This window comes from Pseudonocardia sp. (genome assembly GCF_025465255.1).
Taxonomy (GTDB): Bacteria; Actinomycetota; Actinomycetes; order Mycobacteriales; family Pseudonocardiaceae; genus Pseudonocardia.
Window position 1 is genome coordinate 105,151 of sequence record NZ_JAODNI010000112.1, and the last position, 20,897, is coordinate 126,047.

At 70.8% G+C, this 20,897-nt stretch carries 21 protein-coding genes and 2 pseudogenes; 9 read left to right on the forward strand and 14 right to left on the reverse strand.

The window, feature by feature from the left end; all coding sequences use genetic code 11:
• Window positions 1-2: 2 nt before the first annotated feature.
• The 10 genes from JWP64_RS13130 to JWP64_RS13175 form a co-directional block, all read right to left on the reverse strand.
• Complete coding sequence (locus tag JWP64_RS13130) at window positions 3-1,088, reverse strand: sugar kinase (protein ID WP_297496186.1); 1,086 nt, start codon at window positions 1,086-1,088, stop codon at window positions 3-5.
• Entirely contained in the window at window positions 1,085-1,705 is a 621-nt protein-coding gene (locus JWP64_RS13135; RefSeq protein ID WP_297496187.1) for a bifunctional 4-hydroxy-2-oxoglutarate aldolase/2-dehydro-3-deoxy-phosphogluconate aldolase, read from the reverse strand. The genes JWP64_RS13130 and JWP64_RS13135 overlap by 4 nt, the downstream gene beginning before the upstream one ends.
• A gap of 14 nt (window positions 1,706-1,719) precedes the next feature.
• A complete protein-coding gene (locus JWP64_RS13140) occupies window positions 1,720-2,598 on the reverse strand; it encodes an SMP-30/gluconolactonase/LRE family protein (RefSeq protein ID WP_297496188.1) in 879 nt (292 codons plus the stop codon).
• Window positions 2,599-2,606: 8 nt separating this feature from the next.
• Window positions 2,607-3,779 carry a mandelate racemase/muconate lactonizing enzyme family protein gene (locus JWP64_RS13145; RefSeq protein WP_297496189.1) on the reverse strand — a complete coding sequence of 391 codons (1,173 nt, stop codon included), beginning with the start codon at window positions 3,777-3,779 and terminating at the stop codon, window positions 2,607-2,609.
• A complete protein-coding gene (locus JWP64_RS13150) occupies window positions 3,779-4,477 on the reverse strand; it encodes a gluconate 2-dehydrogenase subunit 3 family protein (protein ID WP_297496190.1) in 699 nt (232 codons plus the stop codon). Before JWP64_RS13150 ends, JWP64_RS13145 begins: the two co-directional genes overlap by 1 nt.
• Window positions 4,478-4,505: 28 nt before the next feature.
• Window positions 4,506-6,173, reverse strand: coding sequence for a GMC family oxidoreductase (locus tag JWP64_RS13155; RefSeq protein ID WP_297496191.1), 1,668 nt, complete (start codon window positions 6,171-6,173; stop codon window positions 4,506-4,508).
• Window positions 6,174-6,280: 107 nt separating this feature from the next.
• Window positions 6,281-7,942 carry a GMC family oxidoreductase gene (locus JWP64_RS13160; protein ID WP_297496192.1) on the reverse strand — a complete coding sequence of 554 codons (1,662 nt, stop codon included), beginning with the start codon at window positions 7,940-7,942 and terminating at the stop codon, window positions 6,281-6,283.
• Complete coding sequence (locus JWP64_RS13165) at window positions 7,942-8,547, reverse strand: gluconate 2-dehydrogenase subunit 3 family protein (protein ID WP_297496193.1); 606 nt, start codon at window positions 8,545-8,547, stop codon at window positions 7,942-7,944. Before JWP64_RS13165 ends, JWP64_RS13160 begins: the two co-directional genes overlap by 1 nt.
• A 39-nt stretch (window positions 8,548-8,586) precedes the next feature.
• On the reverse strand, window positions 8,587-9,111 hold the full coding sequence (locus JWP64_RS13170) for a type 1 glutamine amidotransferase domain-containing protein (RefSeq protein ID WP_297496194.1): 525 nt from the start codon (window positions 9,109-9,111) through the stop codon (window positions 8,587-8,589).
• 55 nt (window positions 9,112-9,166) lie between these two features.
• Window positions 9,167-9,868, reverse strand: coding sequence for an isochorismatase family cysteine hydrolase (locus tag JWP64_RS13175; RefSeq protein ID WP_297496195.1), 702 nt, complete (start codon window positions 9,866-9,868; stop codon window positions 9,167-9,169).
• Between the two features lie 311 nt (window positions 9,869-10,179).
• Between JWP64_RS13175 and JWP64_RS13180 the strand changes: the two genes are divergently transcribed.
• Together JWP64_RS13180 and JWP64_RS13185 are read left to right on the forward strand one after the other, a co-directional pair.
• A complete protein-coding gene (locus JWP64_RS13180) occupies window positions 10,180-10,635 on the forward strand; it encodes a Fur family transcriptional regulator (RefSeq protein ID WP_297496196.1) in 456 nt (151 codons plus the stop codon).
• The gene (locus tag JWP64_RS13185; protein ID WP_297496197.1) at window positions 10,632-12,155 is read left to right on the forward strand and encodes a catalase; all 1,524 of its coding nucleotides are present in this window, start codon (window positions 10,632-10,634) and stop codon (window positions 12,153-12,155) included. The genes JWP64_RS13180 and JWP64_RS13185 overlap by 4 nt, the downstream gene beginning before the upstream one ends.
• Window positions 12,156-12,391: 236 nt before the next feature.
• Here JWP64_RS13185 and JWP64_RS13190 read toward each other — a convergent pair whose 3' ends face one another.
• Window positions 12,392-15,361 carry a BTAD domain-containing putative transcriptional regulator gene (locus JWP64_RS13190; protein WP_297496198.1) on the reverse strand — a complete coding sequence of 990 codons (2,970 nt, stop codon included), beginning with the start codon at window positions 15,359-15,361 and terminating at the stop codon, window positions 12,392-12,394.
• 140 nt (window positions 15,362-15,501) lie between these two features.
• Between JWP64_RS13190 and JWP64_RS13195 the strand changes: the two genes are divergently transcribed.
• Both JWP64_RS13195 and JWP64_RS13200 read left to right on the forward strand, forming a co-directional pair.
• Window positions 15,502-15,732 (forward strand): tautomerase family protein, encoded by a 231-nt coding sequence (locus tag JWP64_RS13195; RefSeq protein ID WP_297496199.1) that lies wholly within the window; start codon window positions 15,502-15,504, stop codon window positions 15,730-15,732.
• 394 nt (window positions 15,733-16,126) lie between these two features.
• Entirely contained in the window at window positions 16,127-16,498 is a 372-nt protein-coding gene (locus tag JWP64_RS13200) for an antibiotic biosynthesis monooxygenase (protein WP_297496200.1), read from the forward strand.
• 194 nt (window positions 16,499-16,692) lie between these two features.
• On the opposite strand, the gene JWP64_RS13205 is transcribed toward JWP64_RS13200, so the two are convergent.
• Window positions 16,693-16,833, reverse strand: coding sequence for a hypothetical protein (locus JWP64_RS13205; protein WP_297496201.1), 141 nt, complete (start codon window positions 16,831-16,833; stop codon window positions 16,693-16,695).
• Between the two features lie 419 nt (window positions 16,834-17,252).
• Here JWP64_RS13205 and JWP64_RS13210 point away from each other — a divergent pair, with 419 nt between their 5' ends.
• Together JWP64_RS13210 and JWP64_RS13215 are read left to right on the forward strand one after the other, a co-directional pair.
• The gene (locus tag JWP64_RS13210) at window positions 17,253-17,729 is read left to right on the forward strand and encodes a GNAT family N-acetyltransferase (protein ID WP_297496202.1); all 477 of its coding nucleotides are present in this window, start codon (window positions 17,253-17,255) and stop codon (window positions 17,727-17,729) included.
• 61 nt (window positions 17,730-17,790) lie between these two features.
• The gene (locus JWP64_RS13215) at window positions 17,791-18,123 is read left to right on the forward strand and encodes an Lsr2 family protein (protein ID WP_297496203.1); all 333 of its coding nucleotides are present in this window, start codon (window positions 17,791-17,793) and stop codon (window positions 18,121-18,123) included.
• Window positions 18,124-18,161: 38 nt separating this feature from the next.
• Here the strand turns inward: JWP64_RS13215 and JWP64_RS31505 are convergent.
• Window positions 18,162-18,416: pseudogene (locus JWP64_RS31505) on the reverse strand (methyltransferase); the annotation flags it as partial.
• 37 nt (window positions 18,417-18,453) lie between these two features.
• Here JWP64_RS31505 and JWP64_RS13220 point away from each other — a divergent pair.
• Together JWP64_RS13220 and JWP64_RS13225 are read left to right on the forward strand one after the other, a co-directional pair.
• The gene (locus JWP64_RS13220; RefSeq protein WP_297496204.1) at window positions 18,454-18,942 is read left to right on the forward strand and encodes a hypothetical protein; all 489 of its coding nucleotides are present in this window, start codon (window positions 18,454-18,456) and stop codon (window positions 18,940-18,942) included.
• 248 nt (window positions 18,943-19,190) lie between these two features.
• Window positions 19,191-19,283: pseudogene (locus JWP64_RS13225) on the forward strand (formyltetrahydrofolate deformylase); the annotation flags it as partial.
• Window positions 19,284-19,294: 11 nt separating this feature from the next.
• On the opposite strand, the gene JWP64_RS13230 reads toward JWP64_RS13225, so the two are convergent.
• Window positions 19,295-19,726 carry a TIGR03667 family PPOX class F420-dependent oxidoreductase gene (locus JWP64_RS13230; RefSeq protein ID WP_297496205.1) on the reverse strand — a complete coding sequence of 144 codons (432 nt, stop codon included), beginning with the start codon at window positions 19,724-19,726 and terminating at the stop codon, window positions 19,295-19,297.
• Window positions 19,727-20,139: 413 nt separating this feature from the next.
• Between JWP64_RS13230 and JWP64_RS13235 the strand changes: the two genes are divergently transcribed.
• On the forward strand, window positions 20,140-20,897 hold a 758-nt coding region (locus tag JWP64_RS13235; protein ID WP_297496206.1), incomplete at its 3' end, for a sigma-70 family RNA polymerase sigma factor.

A 20,897-nucleotide genomic window follows, 5' to 3' on the forward strand; every position in this document is an offset into this window, starting at 1 on the left:
TCTTACCCTTGACCCGGCAGGTCGGTGGTCGCGTCCCCCAGGACCACGAGGTCGCCAGTGGTCCGGTGGTCTGAAGAGTAGTGGCCGTGGTCACCGTCCGCCACCGCGCAACGCCGCGAGCCGGCGAACCGGTCGTGGTCCACGGCGGCCGGAGGTCCGGCCACGCCGCGTCGCGGGAGGATGTCCTCGGGCAGGATCGCCCCGGGAGTGCCCACGACCAGGGACGCGAGCCGATGGCCGGCCGCCGCCGCCTGCGCCGGTCGTTCACCGCGCAGCCGCGCGGCCAGGTACCCCGCGTTGAAGGAGTCCCCCGCCGCAGTCGTGTCGACGACCGGGACGTCGCGCCGCGCCGGCACGGGGACGACGTCGCCGCCGGTCACGACGAGACATCCCTCCGGCCCCGTCTTGACCACCGCCTCGGCGACGCCGAGCCCGGCCAGGCGGGCCGCGCACGCCTGCGCGTCCCGGTCCCCGTACAGCGCCCGCTCGTCGTCGAACGTGGGCAGGTAGACGTCGGTCAGCTCCAGCGTGCGGGTGACGGCCGCCCGCGCGGCCGCCGCGTCGGGCCAGCCGCGCGGGCGGAAGTTGCTGTCGAACGCGACCCGCGCGCCCCGGGCCCGGGCGGCCGCCAGGACCGACCACAGCCGCTCGCGGGCCGGTGCGGAGAGGATCTGCAACGTTATCGCCGACAGGTAGACCAGATCGCTGTCCGCGACCGCCCGGTCGACCCGCTCCGGCCAGCTCGCGTCGAACAGGCACCGGGCCGGGGACTCGGACCGGTGGTAGGTGAAGCTGCGCTCCCCCGCCCCGTCCGTCCGGACCAGGTACAGCCCCGGCGTGCGCCCGGGCATCCGCTCCACCAGGCCGGTGCCGATGCCCTCCGCGGCCGCGGCGGCGACGAGCTCGTCGCTGTACCGGTCGTCGCCCACCGCGGACACGTAGTCGACGGACACCTCGTCCGCCGGGGCGCTGCGGGCCAGGTAGACCGCGGTGTTGAAGGTGTCCCCGGCGAACCCGAGGGCGAGCGTGCGGTCCGTCCGGTGGGTGAGCTCGACCATGCACTCGCCGATCGCGGTCACCCGGGTCACGGCCGCGCCCCGATCAGGTCGCGCAGCTCCGCCACCTTCGCCTCGAGGTCGTCCGCGGCGTACACGTCGCTGCCCACCCCCACCGCGAACGCACCCGCGTCGAGCCAGGCCGGGACGTCGCGCACCGCGATCCCCCCGGTCGGGACGATCCGGGCCCCGGGCAGGACCGAGAGCACGGACTTCAGGTACTGCGGCCCGCCCAGGTGTGCCGGGAACATCTTGGCCACCCCGCGGTCCGCGGCGGCCCCGATCTCGGCGGGGGTGATGCCACCCTCGACGAACAGCACGTCCCCCTCGGCGGCGACCGCCCGCGCGGCCGGAACCGGGTACGGGCTGACCAGGAAGTCCGCGCCGTACACCACCGCACACTGCGCGTCGGCCGCCGTCCGGACCGTACCCAGCCCGACCACCGCGTCCGGCGCCTCGGCCTTCACCGCCGCGACGAGATCCGGCCAACCCGGGATCGTCGCGGTGAGCTCGAGGACGTCGAGACCCGCCGCGACCAGCCGCAGCGCGATGACGCGACCGGCGTCGGCGTCGGGCGCGCGCAGCACCGGGACGATCCGGGCGCTGCGGATCCGCTCGGCGGTGCGCTCCTGAGCCGCGGACAGGGTCATTGCTGGGTCCTCCTTCAGAACGCCCGGACGCCGGAAACCCGGGTCCGGAACCGGTGCAGCGTGGTACTGGCGCAGATGTAGAGCGAGCACAGGTCGTCGTCGCCCCAGGTGAAGTTGGCGGTCACCTCGGGAACCCGGATGACGCCGAGCGCGACGCCCGCGGGGTCGAAGACGTGGATGCCGCCCGGCCCGCAGCTGAACAGGTTTCCGGCGCTGTCGACCTTCAGGCCGTCGGGTTCGCCGGGACCGGCGCCCGTGGTGCGGGCCCAGACCTCGCCGCCGGTGACACCGCTCCCGGTGAGCGCGAACCGGCGGATGTGCATCCGTTCGGTGTCGGCCACGAAGAGGTGCCGCTCGTCGAGGGACAGGCACAGCCCGTTGGGGCCCTCGACGTCGTCGGTCAGCAGCTCGAGGCCGCGGGCGCCGAGCCGGTAGACCCCGCAGAAGGGCAGCTCCCGCGACCGCGGCACGCCGTAGGGGGCGGCGCGACCGTAGCCGGGATCGGTGAAGTAGATCGTCCCGTCCCGGGCCACGACCACGTCGTTGGGGCTGTTCAGCTCCTTGCCCTGGTAACGGTCCGCGAGGGTGACCACCGAGCCGTCGGCCTCCTGCCGGACCAGCCTGCTCGTCGCGTGCTCGCAGGTCAGCAGGCGGCCCTGCCGGTCGTAGGCGTTCCCGTTCGCCATGTGGCTGGGATCCCGGAAGACCGACAGCTCACCGGCGGCGGACAGCCTCGACATCCGCGCGGCGGGGATGTCGCTGAACACGAGCGACCGCTCCCGCGGATGCCACACCGGGCCCTCGAGGAACCGGAACCCCGTGGCCACGCGGCGCAGCGGCTCGTCGGCCACCACGTCGTGCAGCCGGGGGTCCCGGACCTCGAGAGCGGACACGGCAGGGATCACCGCGCGCCGAAGGCCGGCGGTGTGGCGCCGGGCGGGCGGGCGGAGCCCCGCGAGAGGGCGAACCGCTCGTCGGCGTCCGGGGCGAGCTCGACGCCCAGCCCGGGCGCGTCCTGCGCGGCCAGGTACCCGTCCTTCACCACCAGCGGGTCGACCAGCATCCCGTCCCAGCCCGGCCCGCCGTAGGCGTCGACCTCGATCAGCGGGGTGTTCTCGCAGGCCAGGATCATGTGCAGGCCTGCGGCCAGCGCGATCCCGGTGCCCGAGGAGCAGGCGATGTGCGGGATGCAGCTGAGGTTCCAGGTGCTGGCCATGTCGGCCACCCGCTTCGCCTCGGAGATCCCGCCGACGCTGGTGGCGTCGGGCTGCAGGATGTCGAAGGTCCGCCGGGTGAGCAGGTCGATGAACTCGAACCGGGTCAGGAGGGACTCCCCGCCCGACAGCTTGAGCGAGACCCGGTCCGCCAGCCACGTGTGGTCGTCGGCGTACTGGGTCAGGCTGCGCGCGAGGATCGGCTCCTCGAGCCAGGCCACGTTCAGGCCCTCGAGCTCGCGGGCGAGCTGCAGGGCCCCGCGCCGGTCGTAGGACATGTTGGCGTCCACCCCGAGGTCGACGCCGGGGCCGACGGCGTCGCGCACCGAGCCGACCAGGTGCACGGCGTCGCCGATGTCCCCGAGGACCCGCAGCTTCATCGCGGTGTAGCCGTCGGCCACCGCCCGCCGGGCCTCGTCGACGATCTGGTCGACCGGCTTGAGCGAGGGCGCGAAGTACGCCCGCACCTTCGACTTGGAGGAGCCCAGCAGCCGGTGGACCGGCTGGCCGGCGATCTTGCCCAGCAGGTCCCACAGCGCGATGTCGATGCCGCTGAGGGCATAGGTCTCGATCCCGCGGCGGCCCCACATGTGGGTCGCGTCGAGCATCTGCTGCCAGAGGGCGCCGATGTCACGGGGGTCCTTGCCGACGAGCATCGGGGCGAGCTGCTGGTTGATGATCGGCCCGACGGTCGGGAAGTACTCCGAGGAGAACCCGGCCTCGCCGATCCCGACCAGGCCTTCGTCGGTGGTGACCCGGACGACGATGCCGCCCTTCGACGTGACCACCATGGCGCCCCACCGCAGCGGCTCGTCGAGCGGTGACCCGAGTGGCGTCGCCTCGACGCTGGTGATCCGCATCAGCCGGCCTTCCCGAGGTGCGGGACGAGCTCGTTCCAGTCGTACTCACCGACGAAGTACTCGGTGGTGCTGTAGGTGCCGTCCATGGTGTCCTTCAGCGACTTCGGGCCGGGGAAGCCGATGACCTTCCAGCCGATCCGGTCCTTGTTCCCGCCGTAGACGGGGTCGCAGTAGAAGCCCTGCCGGGTGTGCAGGCACAGCGCCTCGAAGAACGGCAGGCCCTGGTCGAACGTGCCCTGCAGGAACGTCCCGACCGCGAGGCTCGAGCCGAGGGTGACGGGGCCCGGCTTCGGCGCACCGGAGAAGGCCTCGAGCGCCAGGTCCTGCTCAGCCTCCGTGAGCTCGATGAAGGCCTTGGCGAACTGTTCCCGGGCCGCGGCGTCGAGGGCCGCGATGCCCTCCCGGTAGGTCTGTTGCATGTCGTACATGCGCGAGCGCCAGGCGTCGGCGAACTTGCCGGTCAGCTTGAGGAACCCGCTGCCGTCCGCGGCGGCGAAGATGTAGTCGATGCCGGACAGGTAGCGGTCGATGAACACGACCACGCGGGCCTCGCGGGCGCCCGGGTCGTGGTCGGTGGGGATGATGCGGGCGGTGGCCGCCTCGATCGTGTCCCACTCGTGGTCGGTGAAGAACAGGCGCTCGTCGGAGTCGGGATCGATCGGGGAACCGACGATCTCCCAGTCGGCCTTCAGGGTCATGACGTCCTCCTTTCCTCGGGGTTGGGGTTCAGGCGACCTTGATGTGCTCATCACGGCCCTTGGACCAGGCGTCCGCGATGTAGTCCGACACCCGCCAGGCGTTGGCCATCATGGTCAGCGTCGGGTTGACACCGGTCGAGGTCGGGAAGCAGGACCCGTCGACGACGAAGAGGTTGTCGACGTCGTGGGACTGGCACCACTCGTTGAGCACCGTGTTCGACGGATCGGTGCCCATCCGGGCCGTCCCGTGCTGGTGGCAGGTGTTGCCGGTCATCCGGTCCAGGTAGACCGGGACGGTCTTGCGCGCGCCGGCGACCTGCAGGATCTCCGCGTTCTTGTCGACCTGCCACTTGCTCATGGCCACGTCGTTGCCGTGCGGCTTGTGCGTGATCCGGGCGACCGGGAGGCCCCAGGCGTCCTTCACCGTCGGGTCGAGGTCGACGCGGTTCCCCTCGACCGGCATGTCGTGCAGGATCGCGCCGATCTTCATCGCGAAGTTGAAGTAGCTGCGGTCGGCGTCCTTGAGCGACTGGCCCCACTGCGGCCGGCCGGGGAAGACCCAGTTGATCGGGTGGCACGTCTGAGAGGCCGAGATCAGGCAGCCGCCGATGTGCCCGCGGTTCTCGTCGGTCTCGTAGAACTCGAAGGTGCCGCCGCTGATGTAGTTGCCGGCCCAGCCGTGCAGCGGGTCGTCGATCTCCTGGTCGAACAGGCCGACCGCGAAGACGTACTCGTGGAAGGTCGCGTTCTTGCCGACCATGCCGCTGGAGTTGCCCAGGCCCTCGGGGAACTGCGGGGACCTCGACATCAGCATCAGCCGCGCGGACTCGATCGCGCCGAGCCCGAGGACGACGACCTTCGCCTCCTGGGCGACCTCGTTGCCGTCCGGGTCGATGTAGACGACGCCGGTGGCCTTGCCGTCCTTGCCGACCGTGATCTCCCGGACGAAGGACTCCGAGCGCAGCTCGAAGTTGCCGGTGGCGACGGCCTCGGGGATGAACGTGGTCAGCGTGTTCGACCGCGCCGTGCTCGGGTCGCCGTACTGGTTCCAGAAGCTGGTGGTGTTGAACGGGTCGCGGCCCTTGTGGTTGTTCGTCACCATCGCGTGCGGGATGGGGAAGCCGTTGATCCCCATCTTGTTGCAGGCCTCGTAGAAGCGCTTGCCGAACTTCGTCGGGCCCAGCGGCTCGCTCGGGTAGGCCTTGCTGCGGAAGGGCTCGTACTTGTCGGCGCCGGCGATGCCGGAGATGCCGAACTCCCACTCCACCTTGGTCAGGTAGGGCTCGAGGTGCTCGTAGCGGATCGGCCAGTCGGCCAGGCTCGCGCCCTCGATGTCACCGTGCAGGCTGCGGACCATGAAGTCCGACTCGCGCGGCCGGGGCACCCAGCCGGCCCAGTGGTTCGTGCCGCCACCGACCAGCTGCGGGGTCGGCGAGAACGGGAAGCGCTCGGCCTCGGAGGTCTCGTCGTGGCGCAGTGTGCGGGGGAACAGGTTCGGGTCCGGCCACAGGTAGTTGCGGTTGACGTACTTGAGCTCGTCGCCGGAGTAGTGGTCCTGGGCCGACAGCCACGGGCCGCGGTCGAAGCCGACGACCTTGAGGCCGGCTTCGCTGAGCACCTTGGCCGCGGTGGCCCCGGTGGCCCCGAGTCCGACGACGATCGCATCGACCTGCTCGGGCTTCTTGACGTGACGCACGTGCTCTCCTCTCCGCGCCCGCAGCAGTGCCGGCGCGTGATGGCGTGCCCCGGCCCGAGGGAGAGCGCCCTCGGGCGGGGTGACGGGGTGGGGGTCGGACGCGCGCGCTACAGCGCGGGCGCTTCCGCGTTGCTCGGGGTCGTCGTCTGCGACGCGATGTCCCGGTGGCGGCGCTTGATGTACTCGGCGGCCCGGACCGCGACGGCCTGCAGCGTGCTGGTCGGGTTCACCGCGGCGCCCGTGGTGAGCGAGCTGGCGTCGGTGATGAACAGGTTGGGCAGGTCCCAGGTCTGGTTCCACTTGTTGGTGACCGAGTCCTCGGGCGTGTTGCCCATCCGGCAGGTGCCCATGATGTGCCAGCCGGGCGGCGGCGCGTCGATGCCGCCGATGCCCGTCGTGGTGGTGTCGATGACGCCGCCGGCCGCGTCCGCGGCCTCGCGGGCCCGCTGCTGCCCCCACTCGACGAGCCGGCGGTCGTTCTCGTGCAGCTCGTAGTGGACGTGCGGCGCGGGGAGCCCGCTGGAGTCCTTCACCTCGGGGTCGAGGGTGACCCGGTTGGTGCGGACCGGCAGGTCCTCGCCCTGGACGTAGACCAGCGCGTGCCGGCCGAAGTGGTCGTCGAAGAACCTGCGGTGCCCGGCGCCCCAGGGGGCCGTGTTGCCGGTGTTCGTCCCGAGCGCGCTGGTGGCGGCACCCAGCGAGGTGCCGACCTGCAGCGAGAAGCCGTTGACGAAGCCGCGCGACGGGTCGCTGTCGTAGAACTCCTGACTGTAGAGCACGGCGGGCTCCGGGCCCTTGAAGCCCTCGAGCGGCTCGTCGAACCAGAAGTCGACGAAGGACCAGCTGTGGTACATCAGGTGCGTGCCGACGAGGCCGTTGGAGTTGGCCAGCCCGTCCGGGTGGCCGTTCTGGGCGGACATCAGCAGCAGCCGGGGCGTGCCGATCGAGTTCGCGGCGACCACCACGATCCCGGCCCGCACCTCGTGGTGCTGCCCGGTGACCCGGTCGATGTAGGTGGCGCCGGTGGCGCGGCCGCCCTTCGCGTTGATCTGCTCGACGCGCGCGTTCACCCGCAGGTCGACCCCGTTGCGCAGGGCCGCCGGCCAGTAGGACACGTCCGTCGAGGCGATCGAGTGCCGGGGGCAGCCGGCGAGGCAGAAACCGCAGTCGTTGCACGCCAGGCGGGCGTCCTTGGCGCGGGTGAGGATCGCGTTGTCCGCGGGCCACCAGTGCCAGCCGAGCTTGTCGAAGCCCGAGCCCATCTTGTGGCCGACCTTGCCGCCTCGGCTGGCCGGGCCCCAGCCCTCGGGGCGCGCCGGGTTGCCGGGGTCACCGGTCCGGCGCGCGACGCCGATCTCGGCGTCGTTGATCGCGTAGAACGGCTCGAGCTCCTCGTAGGAGATCGGCCAGTCGATCGTGCCCTCGACGCCGTGCTCGGTGCCCTTGCGGAAGTCGACGGGCTTGAACCGGGGCCACGCCGCCGCGTAGTGCAGCGTGGAGCCGCCCACCCCGGTGAAGGTGTACGGCGTGGTGTTGCCGGTGACCGGGTAGTCCTCGGGGAACCGGCGGACGTTGGGCTCGAACGACCAGCTCCGCTTGCGCTCGAGCTCCCACCCGTCGTACATGTGCGGGTGCTCCATCGCGTGGACCCAGTCGCCCTGCTCGAGGCAGACGACCTTGATCCCGGCGTCGCTGAGCCGCTTGCTCACCGCTCCGCCGCCCGCGCCGGCCCCGATCACCAGGACGTCGGTCTCGGTGTACGCCGCCATCAGTTCTCTCCTGCTTCCCGGGCCTGCCGTGCCGAACACATCGGGAGGTCGGCGGGGATCGCGACCCGCCGCACGTCCTCGGTCCGGATGTAGGTGCCGCGGACGCGGCTCAGCAGCTCGTCGTCCCAGTCGTCCATGACGTCGGAGTAGCCGTAGGGCTGCGGCGTGTTGCGGTAGTCCCGGCCCGCGGGCAGGCGGTTGATGGCCCGGATGACCTCGGGCCGGGAGTAGTACGCGTGGTAGACGACGTCCCGCAGGCGCGTGAAGAACTCCGGCTCGTCGCGCTCCAGCCCTTCCAGGACCGTCACGCGCCGCGCGGAGGCGGCGTCGGCGAACTCCTGCCCGAGCCCGTCGAGGCGGGCCCGGAAGTCGTCCTCACCGAGGAACGGGAACCACTTGGGCTCCAGCCCCGACGGCGTCACGTACCGGGCGATGAACGAGATCACGTCGACCTCGCTGGGCGCCGGGAAGCCGCCGCCGCCCGGGATGAGCTCGTCCGCCGCGGCGTCGAGCACCGCGGTCTGCGCCCCGCTCAGCCGGATTCCCGGTAACCAGCCGCCGATCGGCGGCTTGGCGTCACGGGGTGTCACGCTCAGTTCGGTCACGATCCCTCTCCTTTGTGGGACGTCGTCCACCGGTGTGGATCAGGCGCGCTCGAGGTAGTTGACGATCGCCCGGCCGAAGTCGGGCAGGTCGACCGGCGTGCGGGAGGTGATGACGTTGCCGTCCTCGACGACCGGCGCGTCGACCCAGGTGCCGCCGGCGTTCTCGACGTCGGTCCTGATCGGCAGGTAGCCGGTGATCTTGCGGCCCTTGGTGGCGCCGGCGGAGGCGAGCATCCAGCCGCCGTGGCAGATCGCGGCGACGAGCTTGCCGGACTCGTAGGCGTCCTTGACGAGGTCGATCATCTCCGGGTGCAGGCGCATGTTGTCGGGCGCGAACCCGCCGGGGATGACGACGGCGTCGAAGTCGGAGGCCGAGACCTCGGAGGCGGCGGCGTCCGCCTCCATCGGGTAGTGCTCCTTGCTGTCGTAGCTGCCCTTGGTGCCGCTACCGATCACCTTCACGTCGGCGCCCGCCTCCTGCAGGCGCAGGTAGGGGTACCAGCCCTCGAGGATCTGGTACTCGTCCTCGATCAGCAGGGCGACCTTCTTGCCGGAAATCGACATCTCACGTCCTCGCGTTCGTCGGTTCGTCGGGGCTGTGCGGGGTGTTCCGGCGCGCTCAGGCGTCGATCATCTGGAGGAACTCGATGCTGGTGCGCACGTCGCCGTGGTTGGCCTGGATCTGGCGCAGGGCCTCCCAGTGCTGCCCGTAGCCCATCGGGTCGTCCTTGCCCGAGGGGATGGCGGCGGTGGTGTCGGCCAGCACGACGATCTTGAAGTCCTGGTTCGCCCCGTCGATCGCGGTGGCGAGCTGGCAGTTGCCGGTGGACAGGCCCGCGACGACGAGGGTGTCGCAGCCGGCCCGGCGCATGTACTCGGTCAGCGCGGTGCCGTAGAACGAGCTGAAGCGGTGCTTGCGGATGACCGGCTCGTCGGGCAGGGGATTGAGCTCGTCGACCAGCTCGTCGCCGCCGTTGCCCCAGGACCCGGGGAACGTCGCCAGCTGGTCGACCAGGCCCCACTTCACATCGGCGAAGCCGGCGTCCTTGCCGTCCGGGCGCAGGCCCCAGAGCGACCACACGACCGGGATGCCCTTGGCGCGGCAGGCCTCGAGGACGTCGACGACGGGCTGGACGACGTCCTTGCCCTCGGGGGCGCCACCGACGCTGGGGATGTACATCGCGCCGCCGGGCTCCGCACACGCCTTCTGCATGTCCAGGACCAGCAGCATCGTCTTCTTCGGGTCGATCGTCGGCGCGAGCATGGCCGAGCGGTCGATGTGGTCGTCGATGTGCTTGTACGTGAAGTCGAGCGAGGACATCGCTGCTCCTTTGCGTTGATGCGAGTGATCGAAACGACGGGGTACGTTCACCTGGTCACGGCGCTCGTCCCGAAGGTCTCCGACCGCCCGAGCCGGTAGAGCTCAGGTGATCAGGTGGTCTGACCACTTTAACCCGGCGGTCGCCGGCCCTGTCAAGAGTCTGTTCCGGGGGCTCTGGGCGGCTGTGGCACAGAAGCGCCGACATGGATCGGCCCTGCGTTGCTGGCGCTCGTGGCTAGCTTCCGAGCCCCACATGGTTCCGTTCCTCTACCGCAGGTTTGGGACGACCCTGGTGCGGGGACGCCCGACGCATGGCGATAGGCCACGTGCCGGCGCAGATCGACGTGACGGCGCAGTTGAGGACCGCGGGCCTGCGGGTGACCGCGCCGCGGAAGGCCGTGCTGACCTGGCTCGCCGGGCATCCGCATGCGACGGCGGACGAGGTTCGGGCCGGCGTCGCCGCCGAGCTCGGGTCGGTGTCGCACCAGACCGTCTACGACGTGCTCCGGGCCGGCTGCGACGCGGGCCTGGTCCGCGTCATCGAGCCCGCCGGCCTGCCGGCGCTGTTCGAGCGGCGCACCGGGGACAACCACCATCACGTCGTGTGCCGCGGATGCGGCAGGACCCAGGACGTCGACTGCGTGCAGGGTCGCGCACCGTGCCTGTCCCCCGACGACGACCAGGGGTTCACCGTCGACGAGGCGGAGATCCTCTTCTGGGGCCTCTGCCCGATCTGCAGGAGTAACCACCACGAGGAGCGGCGATGACCGACCCGAAAGCGAACTTCACGACCACCGACGCCGGCGTCCCGGTCGAGAGCGACGAGCACTCGCTCACCGTGGGGCCGGGCGGGCCGATCCTGCTGCAGGACAGCTACCTCCTCGAGCAGATGGCCCAGTTCAACCGTGAGCGCATCCCCGAGCGGCAGCCCCACGCCAAGGGCAGCGGGGCCTTCGGACACTTCGAGGTGACGAACGACGTCAGCGCCTACACCAAGGCGGCGCTGTTCCAGCCCGGGGCGAAGACCGACCTGGGCATCCGGTTCTCCACCGTCGCGGGCGAGCGCGGCAGCCCGGACACCTGGCGGGACCCGCGCGGTTTCGCGATCAAGTTCTACACGTCCGAGGGCAACTACGACATGGTCGGCAACAACACGCCGGTCTTCTTCGTCAAGGACCCGATGAAGTTCCAGCACTTCATCCGCAGCCAGAAGCGCCGGGCCGACAACAACCTGCGCGACCACGACATGCAGTGGGACTTCTGGACCCTCTCCCCCGAATCCGCCCACCAGGTGACCTGGCTGATGGGTGACCGCGGCATCCCCCGCTCCTGGCGGCACATGAACGGCTACACCTCCCACACCTACATGTGGATCAACGAGCCCGGCGAGGAGTTCTGGGTCAAGTACCACTTCAAGACCGACCAGGGCATCGAGTTCTTCACCCAGCACGAGGCCGACCAGATGGCGGCCGCCGACACCGATTACCACATGCGGGACCTCTTCGAGCACATCCGCGACGGCGATCACCCGAGCTGGACACTGTACGTGCAGGTCATGCCGTACGAGGACGCGGAGAACTACCGCTTCAATCCCTTCGACCTGACGAAGGTGTGGCCGCACGGCGACTACCCGCTGATGGAGGTCGGCCGGATGACGCTCGACCGGAACCCGACCGACAACCACACCGAGATCGAGCAGATCGCGTTCCAGCCCAACAACCTGGTGCCGGGCATCGGCCCGTCGCCGGACCGGATGCTGCTGGCCCGGCTGTTCTCCTACGCCGACGCCCACCGGCACCGCCTGGGGGCCAACTACCAGCAGATCCCGGTGAACGCGCCGGTCACCCCCGTCCGCTCGTACAGCAAGGACGGCGCGATGCGGATCCAGAAGGTGTCGGATCCGGTGTACGCGCCGAACTCCTACGGCGGCCCCGCGGCGGACGTCGAGCGCTACGGGAAGGTCCCGACCTGGTACGCCGACGGCAACATCATGCGCACCGCCTACGTCGACCATGCCGAGGACGACGACTGGGGCCAGCCCGGCACCCTGGTCCGCGAGGTGCTCGACGACGCCGCCCGCGAACGGCTCGTCGACAACGTCGTCGGACATCTGCTCAACGGGGTGTCCGAGCCGGTCCTCCAGCGTGCCTTCGCCTACTGGCACAACATCGACAAGAACATCGGCGACCAGATCGAGTCGGGGGTCCGTGCGAAGGCCTCCGAGAAGGACCCGAAGGCCGACGAGCAGGGCAACCCGGCGCGGAGCAGCATGCAGGCGAAGGCCTGACGGGTAGTCCGGTGCCCGCCTCTGGCTCGCGAGATGCCGGGAGCGGGCAGCTACGTGAGCGTCGAACGAGGCCGGCCGATGCTCGGGTCCTGGCATGGCGCGCCCACGGACGCGGGCGAGGGTGCGGCCGAGCGCCCCCGTACCGATCGTTCCGGGATTCCGGCCTCCAGCATCGCGTCGACCGCTGCGACGGTGACGCGCGCCCACCTGCGAGCGAGGCGCCGACACATACGGGTCTAGAACGTGCTCGGTGTCCTCGCGTCGAGGTGTTCCAGTGTCATGCGGACAACTTCCTCGTCGCGCATCGACCGGCCGTGGTTGACGGCCGCGTCGAAGGCGGCCGCCCCGTAGCGGGCGCGGACGGTGTCGGCCAGGCCGTTTACCCGGGCGGCCCTGGAGGGCTCGAACGGTAGGGCCGTCGCCGCTCCGGCCGCGTCGAGCGCGCCGTGGAGTACGGCGGCGATCTCGTCGTCGCCGAGGGAGGCGAAGACCCCGAACAGGTGGCGGAGGGACAACCATTGGTTGGCCCACTCGCCGCCGCGGAACCAGGTGTCCACGACCTCCCGGTATCCGGTGAGCGCCTCGTCGATGTCGCCGCGCTGGGCGCGGAGATAGAGCTCCTCGGTGCGTGCGAAGGACCGCAGCCATCGGTTGCCGACGGCGCCGGCCAGCCGTTCGCTGCTCACGAGCAGTTCGACTGCTCGACCGGGGTCGTCACGCTCGCAGGAGAGCCCGGCGGCGTAGGCGGCCTGGGCCAGCGCGGTCGGGCTGCCGCACCGTTGCGCGGCGCGCTGGGCCTCGGCGGCCAGCCGCCGGGCGGCGTCGTGGTCGCCGACGCTGGTGTGGGCCACCGAGCGCATGTAGCAGCCGTGGGCGAGCAGGCTGGCGTCCCCGGATTCCTGGGCGACCTCGACCATCCGGTCCATCCACACGAGCGCGTCGGCGGTCTCGCCTCGGAAGAACAGGGCGTTGCCCAGGACGCGCTCGGCCAGCGCCAGGGTGGGCACGCCGAGCCGCGCGGCCGCCGCGACGGCGTTGCGAGCGGCGACCACAGCGCCGGTGAGCTCGCCGCGGACGAAGCGCCCGTAGGCGAGGATCCCGAGGACTACCGGGTAGAGGGGTCGCTCCTCGGTGCCGGGCATGGTCGAGACCGTGTGCGCCCAGTCGACGATCTCGTAGCGGACGCTGCGGAAGGCGAACTCCCGGATCGCGACCACCAGCTCGAGCGCGGTGTCCAGGTCACCGAGGCGCAGGCTGGCGCCGAACGCCTCCCGCAGGTCCTCGAGGTCGTCATCGATCCGGCGCGACCAGTGCCGCTCGTCCGGGCCGCCCAGGCCCTGACCGGCAGCCTGGGCGGTGCGCAGGTGCGAGCGGGCGTGCGCGCGCCGAGTCGCGGTCGCGTCCGACCGCGTCCGCAGCTGTGTCCGGGCGAACTCGCGCAGGGTCTCCAGGAGTCGGTAGCGCATGCGCCCGTCCGACTCGGCGGCCACGACCATCGACTTGTCCACCAGCGCAGCGAGCAGCGCCGCCACCGCCGGCTGGTCGAGATCGGCCGAGGTGCACACGTCTTCGGCCCGAGGGAGGTCGAAACTGCCGGCGAACACGCACAGGCGGGCGAAGAGCGTCTGCTCTGCGGGGCCGAGCAGGTCGTAAGACCAGCGCACGACGTCGAGCAGGGCGCGGTGGCGCATATCCGGTGACCGGGTGCCGGCCAGTAACCGGAACCGGGCGTCGAGACGGTCTGCAATGTCGGCGGGGGTCATCGAGCGGACCCGCGCAGCGGCCAGCTCGAGGGCGAGTGGGAGCCCGTCGAGCCGGATACAGATCTCGGCGACGGCCCGACGGTTGGCCTCGTCGAGGATGAAGCCGGTTCGCGCCGCGCCGGCGCGCGCAGTGAACAGAGCGACTGCGGTGCTCGCGCGTATTTCGGTCAGTGATGCGGTGCCCGAGGACGGAACGTCGAGCGGGGGCAGGGCCCAGGTCGCCTCACCGGGCAGGCCGAGGGGTTCGCGGGTGGTGGTCAGGACCCTCGTCGAGGGGCACCGGCGCAGGATCCGAGCGACCAGCGGGGCGATGCTCTCTAGAACGTGTTCGCAGTTGTCGAGCACAAGCAGCAGGGTCTGCAGGGCCAGGACCTCGACGATCGAGTCTTCCAACGACCGTTCCGGTCGCCGCTGCAGATCGAGCGCGGTCGCGACCGCGGCCACGGCCGGTTCGCCGTCGCGGACCGGGGCCAGCTCGACCCACCGGATGCCGCCGGGATGGGCGTCGGCGAACTCCTCGAGCAGTTCCTGCACGAGGCGGGTCTTGCCGACCCCACCCGGCCCGGTCACGCTCACCAGACGGTTCTCGGCGACGAGCCGGCGCACGATGGTGAGCTCGCCGTTGCGCCCGAGCAGGGGCGCGGGGTCCCGAGGTACCGCCCTCACGGCCTGCGGGGCCGGGTCCGGGACAGGCGGCCCGACCCAGGTCAGCTCGGGACGTTCGGCCAGGACGTCGCTCTCCAATGCCCGGACCTCGGCCGAGGGCGAGAGGCCCAGCTGCTCCCGCAGCAGGCTCCGCAACTCGGCCCCGCGCTGAAGGGCCTCCCCTGGCCGGCCGCTGCGATAGAGGGCCAGCATGAGCTGCGCCCACAGCCGTTCCCGAAGGGGGTACTCGGCCACCAGCGCTTCCAGGACCCCGATGACGTCGGCGTGCTCCCCACATGCCAGCCGGGCGCCGATGGCCACCTCATGGGCGACGACGCGGAGCTCCTCGAGACGGGCGGCCTCGGCGCGCAGGACGTCCTCGCCGGCGAACTCCGCGAACGCGGGCCCTCGCCACTCGCGCAGGGCCGCCTCTGCGGCGCGCAACGCATGCCGCGGATTGTCATGGTCGAGTTCGCGGCGGGCGCAGCCGACACCGGCCTCGAAGCGAGCCGCGTCCAGGCGCTGCGGCGCAACCTCGAGCCGGTAGCCAGGAGGTCGGGTCTCGATCCGGGGCGGGTCCGTTGCGGCCAGGAACAGGCGGCGCAGCCGGGAGACGTGGGTCTGCAACGTCGGGACAGCGCTCACTGGCGGGCTCGGCCCCCACAGCGCGTCGACGAAGCGGTCGAGGGAGACGACGTGGCCACGCTCTGCGAGCAACATCGCCAAGATCAACCGGGGCTTGGACCCGCCCAGCGACAGCGCTGAGCCCTCGTCCACCACCTCGACAGGGCCCAGCACCCGGCAGTCCACACCAGGCATTGTCGCTGAGCCGGGCCAGTAGCCGAACGACGATCGACCGACCGATTGCACCCGATCTGCAAGCGGACCAGGTCACGGTATCGGAGTCCGGCACAGCGCCGGCGACCAGAGGAGTAATCATGCCCTACGTTCAGGTGAAAGTGATCGAAGGCGTCTTCGGATCCGAGGAGAAGGCCCAGATCGTCCGCGCTGTGACCGACGCGATGGTCAGTGTGGAGGGCGAGGCCATGCGCGGAGTGACATGGGTGACCGTCGAGGAGATCGCCAGCGGCTCCTGGGCCATCGGTGGCACACCGCTCACCACCGCAGACGTCACCTCGATGCGAACCACAACCCCGGCCCACGCCTGACCGGCAACCGCGCCGGTCGCGCGAAGCCCCACTCCATTGCCCGCAGCCCGCGCGGCAATGGAGCAGGGGTTGTTCGGACAGGGGTTGTTGGACGTGGTCGTTCTCGATCGACCCTGAAGCGCAGTGCTGCGGGCTCTCTTCGAGATCTGGCACCAGCACGCCCAGGGGTAGCGCGCACGACCGCAGCCGCTCGCGCCCTGGCGGCTCGTCGCTTCGGCCTTCCCTGCAGCACCCGCCGTGTTCGCCCGGCCTCGGACCGGCGGTCGATCCGCCGACTTGGCGACAGAGCGTGCACCGGAGTTGCTGGAGTCTCTCGCGTGGTCTCCTCCAGCGGGAGGGGCAGCGGTGCAGCGCGGCGATGGATCGGTCGGGGCTCGGCCTACGACAGTGTGTGGTGAAGTCTGCCTACGAGGAGGAAAGGGTAGTGAGCGTTCTGGTCCGCGCAGAGTTGGCGGTTACGCCCGGCCGGGCTGCCGACGCAGTCGAGCTGGCGCGCAAGCTCGCACGCGCGGCCGCCGACGAGGCCGGCACTCTTCGCTACGACTGGTTCGGGTCGGAGGACGACGGAGCGCTCGTGGTCATCGAGGAGTACGACTCGCCGGAAGCTGCGATCCAGCACAACGAGCATTGTGCGGACCTGTTGGGGCGGATGGGCGAGGTCACGAGGTTGACCAGGGTTGACGTGCATGGCGACCTCGACGCAGCCCTGCTCGCGTGGATCGCCGGCCGTCCGCAGGCCCGCGCACACTCGCCGCTAGCTCTCTGACCGCTCGAAAAGGCCCCGGCGACATTCTCCGGGAGGCCGGTCCCACCGGGCGTGACCCCCTTCGAGGCGGAGGTCCAGATCATCAGGGCGAGCCCCGCCTTCGGACAACGCTGTGGATCAGCCACGACGGGCGGCGGCGTGACACGTTGGGATTTGCCGAGTTCGCCGCCGCACGGCTCACGGCCGGGTCGCCTTCAAGCTCGACGCGTGTTCTCGTCCGGGTCGATGACCGTGCGGTAGCGCCAGCGCAGGGCGCTGCCTGGGATGTACTGCGCGGGCAGGTGGGCGTAGCCGGGGGCCGGTGGCAGTGGATTGCGGGCTTGTTGCCTCTGCATCGCCAGGATGAGGCGGGGGGCCAATGCATGCGGTGGTAGCTGCCCCCCGTCCTCGGCGTAGTTGCGTAGCTCCCGGCTGAGGACCTCGCCGATCGGGCCGGGGTATGCGTGTTCGGCGTACCTGGCCGCTACCGTCGCGTCCTGGCGGGCCTGCGCGGTGAGAGATCCTGAGCCGTGGGGGTCGACGGGTGTGTTGACGGTGGCAGGACGTGCCTCAGTCGTCGGATCGGTTGTCGGAACGGTGGGGTTCATCGAGGGCTCCCTCGTGGTTGCTGGTTCGTCGTGCAGCCGTTCGACCCCGTGCCGCTCCTTCGGGGCCCGCGGTGTCGTGGGGTGGAACCCCGTTGCCGCGGTCTCGGTTGCAGGCACGACAGCGGGCGCCCGTGTGCGGCCCGGATCAGCACTCGTAATCTGGCGGCGTGCCGCCCGAGCTCCGCATCGAGACCGCCCCCTTCGACCACCCCGACGCCGCTGCGCTGCGCCCCGCCCAGCGCGCGGAGCTCGCCGTCCGGTACGGCACGCCCGACAGCGAGCCCGGCCCCGCCCCGACCGCCGCCGACACCGCCGTGTTCCTGCTGGCCCGCGACGTGCAGGGCGGCGCGGTCGGGTGCGGCGCGCTGCGCGAGCTGGGCGAGGGCCTCGGTGAGGTGAAGCGGATGTACGTCGTGCCCGAGCGGAGGCGGTCGGGCGTCGCGGCCGCGCTGGAGGCCGAGGCCCTCACCTGGGGGTGGACGCACCTGCGGGTGGGGACGGGAACGCTGCAACCGGACGCCATCGCGTTCTACGAGCGGCACGGCTACCGGCGGATCGAGAACTACGGCCCGTACGTGGGTGAGCCGCTCTCGGTCTGCTACGAGCGCCCGCTCGCCCCGCGCGCCGCCGTCGCGGGCGGGTGAGCCGACCTGAGCCGCGCGGATCAGGTCGGTGGGAGCGGTGGACCGAGAGACGAGGACAGCGATGGCTCAGCAGGTCAACACGATGCTGGTCGATGACAAGGACGGCGGCCGCGCCGACGAGACGGTTGCCTTCGGTCTCGACGGCAGGCAGTACGAGATCGACCTATCGCGTGCCAACGCCGAAAGTCTGCGGGCAATCTTCGATCCCTTCGTGGCTGCTGGCCGGCGTCAACGCCGAGGTCGTCGTCGCGTGACGACACCAAGGGCGGGGAGCGGTGGCCGGGAGCGTAACCAGGCAATCCGGGAGTGGGCTCGGCAAGAGGGTATGCAGGTGTCATCCCGAGGCCGTATCCCCGTGGAGATCGCGATCCGCTACGACAATCAAACCTCCTGAGCGTCCGCACTGCCAGCGATGTGGCATCACTCCGATGGTCACAGAGCGGCCGCCTCGACGAGAGACATGGGGCCGGCGGTTTCGGTGACTGCGCTGACTGTGAAGCCGGCGCGGCCGAGGAGCGCCGCCGACTCGCTCGCGGTCCGTTCGCGCCCACCCGTCACGGTCAGCATGATGACGTCGAGGGTCTGGGCGCGTGGGTCGGGCTGCTTCTCTGTGATGACGCCCTCGGTGATGAGCAGCGTGGTGCCGCTAGGCGCGGCACGGCGGATCGCGCTCAGGATGGCTACGGCCTCCTCGTCGGCAGCACCTGATCAAGGAGCGAACGTCATGATCGAGATGCACGAGACCGTTGCTCTGGCACGTGAGGCCTCCCTTCGTCCGGATCGCCAGTGGTCGCCAACGGGATGGCAGGCCATGTACGTCAGCAGGGTGCACGACGGCCCCGAACCGTGGACACCCAACTACGACCCGATGAGCGGCAACGTCTACGGCCGGGCGGTTGAAGCGTGGGGAAGGGACGGCGAAGCACTCGTCGTGGACCCGCTGAAGGGCGCTCTCGTGGACGCTACGACCGAGCCTGGCTACGTCCGCCTGGTGCAGACCGGGCGACTGCAGAGCATCCTACGTGCCGACCCGGGTTGGACCGTGGAGATGGACGACGGAACCGGGACGCTGCCGGTAGCGGCATGGATGGTCGACATCGACGGGACCATGCGACCCGTTCCCGCGGTCGACGTCGACGGCGCGCTGATGGCCGCTGAAGATCTCAAGGCGCTGCAGGTTCGACCGCCGGTCGAGGACCACACCACGCCATAGCTTCACGACACCTCCGTGAGGGAGGGTCGAGCCGGCCGCTTGCTGTCGAGCTGCACCGGGCGAGCCCTGGGCGTTGCGGCCCCTGGTGGAGGTGCTGCGCGGCCGGCACGCCGCGAAGCGGGATCGGGGGCTGGGGACACGAGAGCTCCCGAGGGGAGTCGAGCGCCCCGTAACCGAGAGGGATCGGTCCACCGCCGCTACAAATAACCTGAATGACACTGTCCCCACAGGGCACGCAGGGTCAAGGGGACGTCGAGCGACTGGTGCTGTCCCGCGACCTGCGCCGGCACCTGAAGGACCGGGTGCTCGTGCACGGCAACAAGACGGTGGTCTTCCGCTGACTGGGTAGATGTCACAAGCCGCGGACCCGCCGCACGTCGACGCGCACCGGCACCGAGTAGGTCGACGCGAAGTTCTCCGGGTCCTGCCAGCCCTCCCTGATCCGCTCGCCGTACTTCGCGAGGTAGTCCGGGTTCCGGTCCACTGGCGGATCGTCGGTGCCCACACGCGCCGCCCCGGTCAGCACGACCACGTCCCCTCCGAGGGGGCTGCAGTTCAGGTGCAGCGCCACCCGCGGGCGTTCCCGCAGGTGGGAGAGCCGCTTCGCGTCGTGCTGGCTGTAGACCAGCACCGTCCCCGAGGCGGGGTCCCATAGGAACCACACCGGTGCCGGCTGCGGGGTCCCCGCGCCGTCGACGACGGTCAACCACATGACCCGGTCGTCGGCGAGGCGGCGGGCGACCCGCGCACCGAACTCGGTACCGGGGTCCGGCAGGACGGGCATGTCTCCTCCTGGGGTCGAACTAGCCGATGCGCCCCCGAGGGGTGTTCCCCAAAACGCCCGAAAGGCACCGCCGGACACCGCGCGTGTTCGCGGTGCCGTTCGGGGTTGCGGCTCTGGCGCGGCGGCGGCCACCAGCGCCGGCTCCAGCACCTCGGCCACCTCGGCGACCGGTTGCACCCGGAGCGCACCGCGCACCGACTCCGGCAGGTGGTCGAGCTCGGGGCTCGTTGCACCTCGAAATGATCACGTCGGTCAGGCCCGCCCGGTGCGCGGCCAGCAGCAGACCAGGTGAGCCACCCCTGCCGGGTGATGCGGCTCTTGTATCGAGCAGCTTCGCTCGGCACGGGCGGTAACGACGAGACGACAGGCCTGTGTCGCGCCTGTTGGGCGGTGGCGACCGCGAGAGGAATGGGATGGCGAAGTTCGACAACACGCAGGTGAACGTGGCGGGGTCCGGCGCTGCTGGAACAGACGGAGACCCCACGTCCCGCCTCCCCGCCAAGAACGTCTCATGGCGCCGAGCGGCCGATGCTGGTTCGCGTCGACCAGCCCAGCGACTCGATCGAGACCTTCCGCAGCCGAGAATGCGAGCCATAACACGAGGTGCGATGTTCTGCGAACGACACGACGTCCTTGTCGAGACACCACAACCCAGCACCGCGCGGCCCCGCCGATCCGGTGTCGGCGACGAGATCGACGCCCTGGTCGGCCCCGCCCACGACGGCGACGGACAGGCCGTCACCGCCCTGATCCGGCTCCTCCGGCCGCTGATCGTGCGCTACTGCTCCCACCGGCTCCACGGCTCACCCGTCTCCGCCGAGGACGTCACCCAGGACACATGCATGGCGATCATCCGCGCCCTGCCGGGCTACCGCGATCGCGGCCGGCCCTTCCTCGCCTTCGTCCAGACCGTCGCGAGCCACCGGATCGCCAGCGCCTACGCCGCAGCGGCGCGGAGCCGCGAGGTGGTGGTGTCGGAAGTACCCGACGCCATGACCACAGCCGACGACCCCGAGCAGCACCTGCTGCAAGCCGCCGACGCGGCCGCGCTCGCAGCACTGCTCGACCGGCTACCACCACGGCAACGCGACGTACTCCAGCTCAGGATCGTCTGGGGACTCTCCGCCGCCGAGACCGGCAACGTCATCGGCGTCCGCCCCGAAGCCGTACG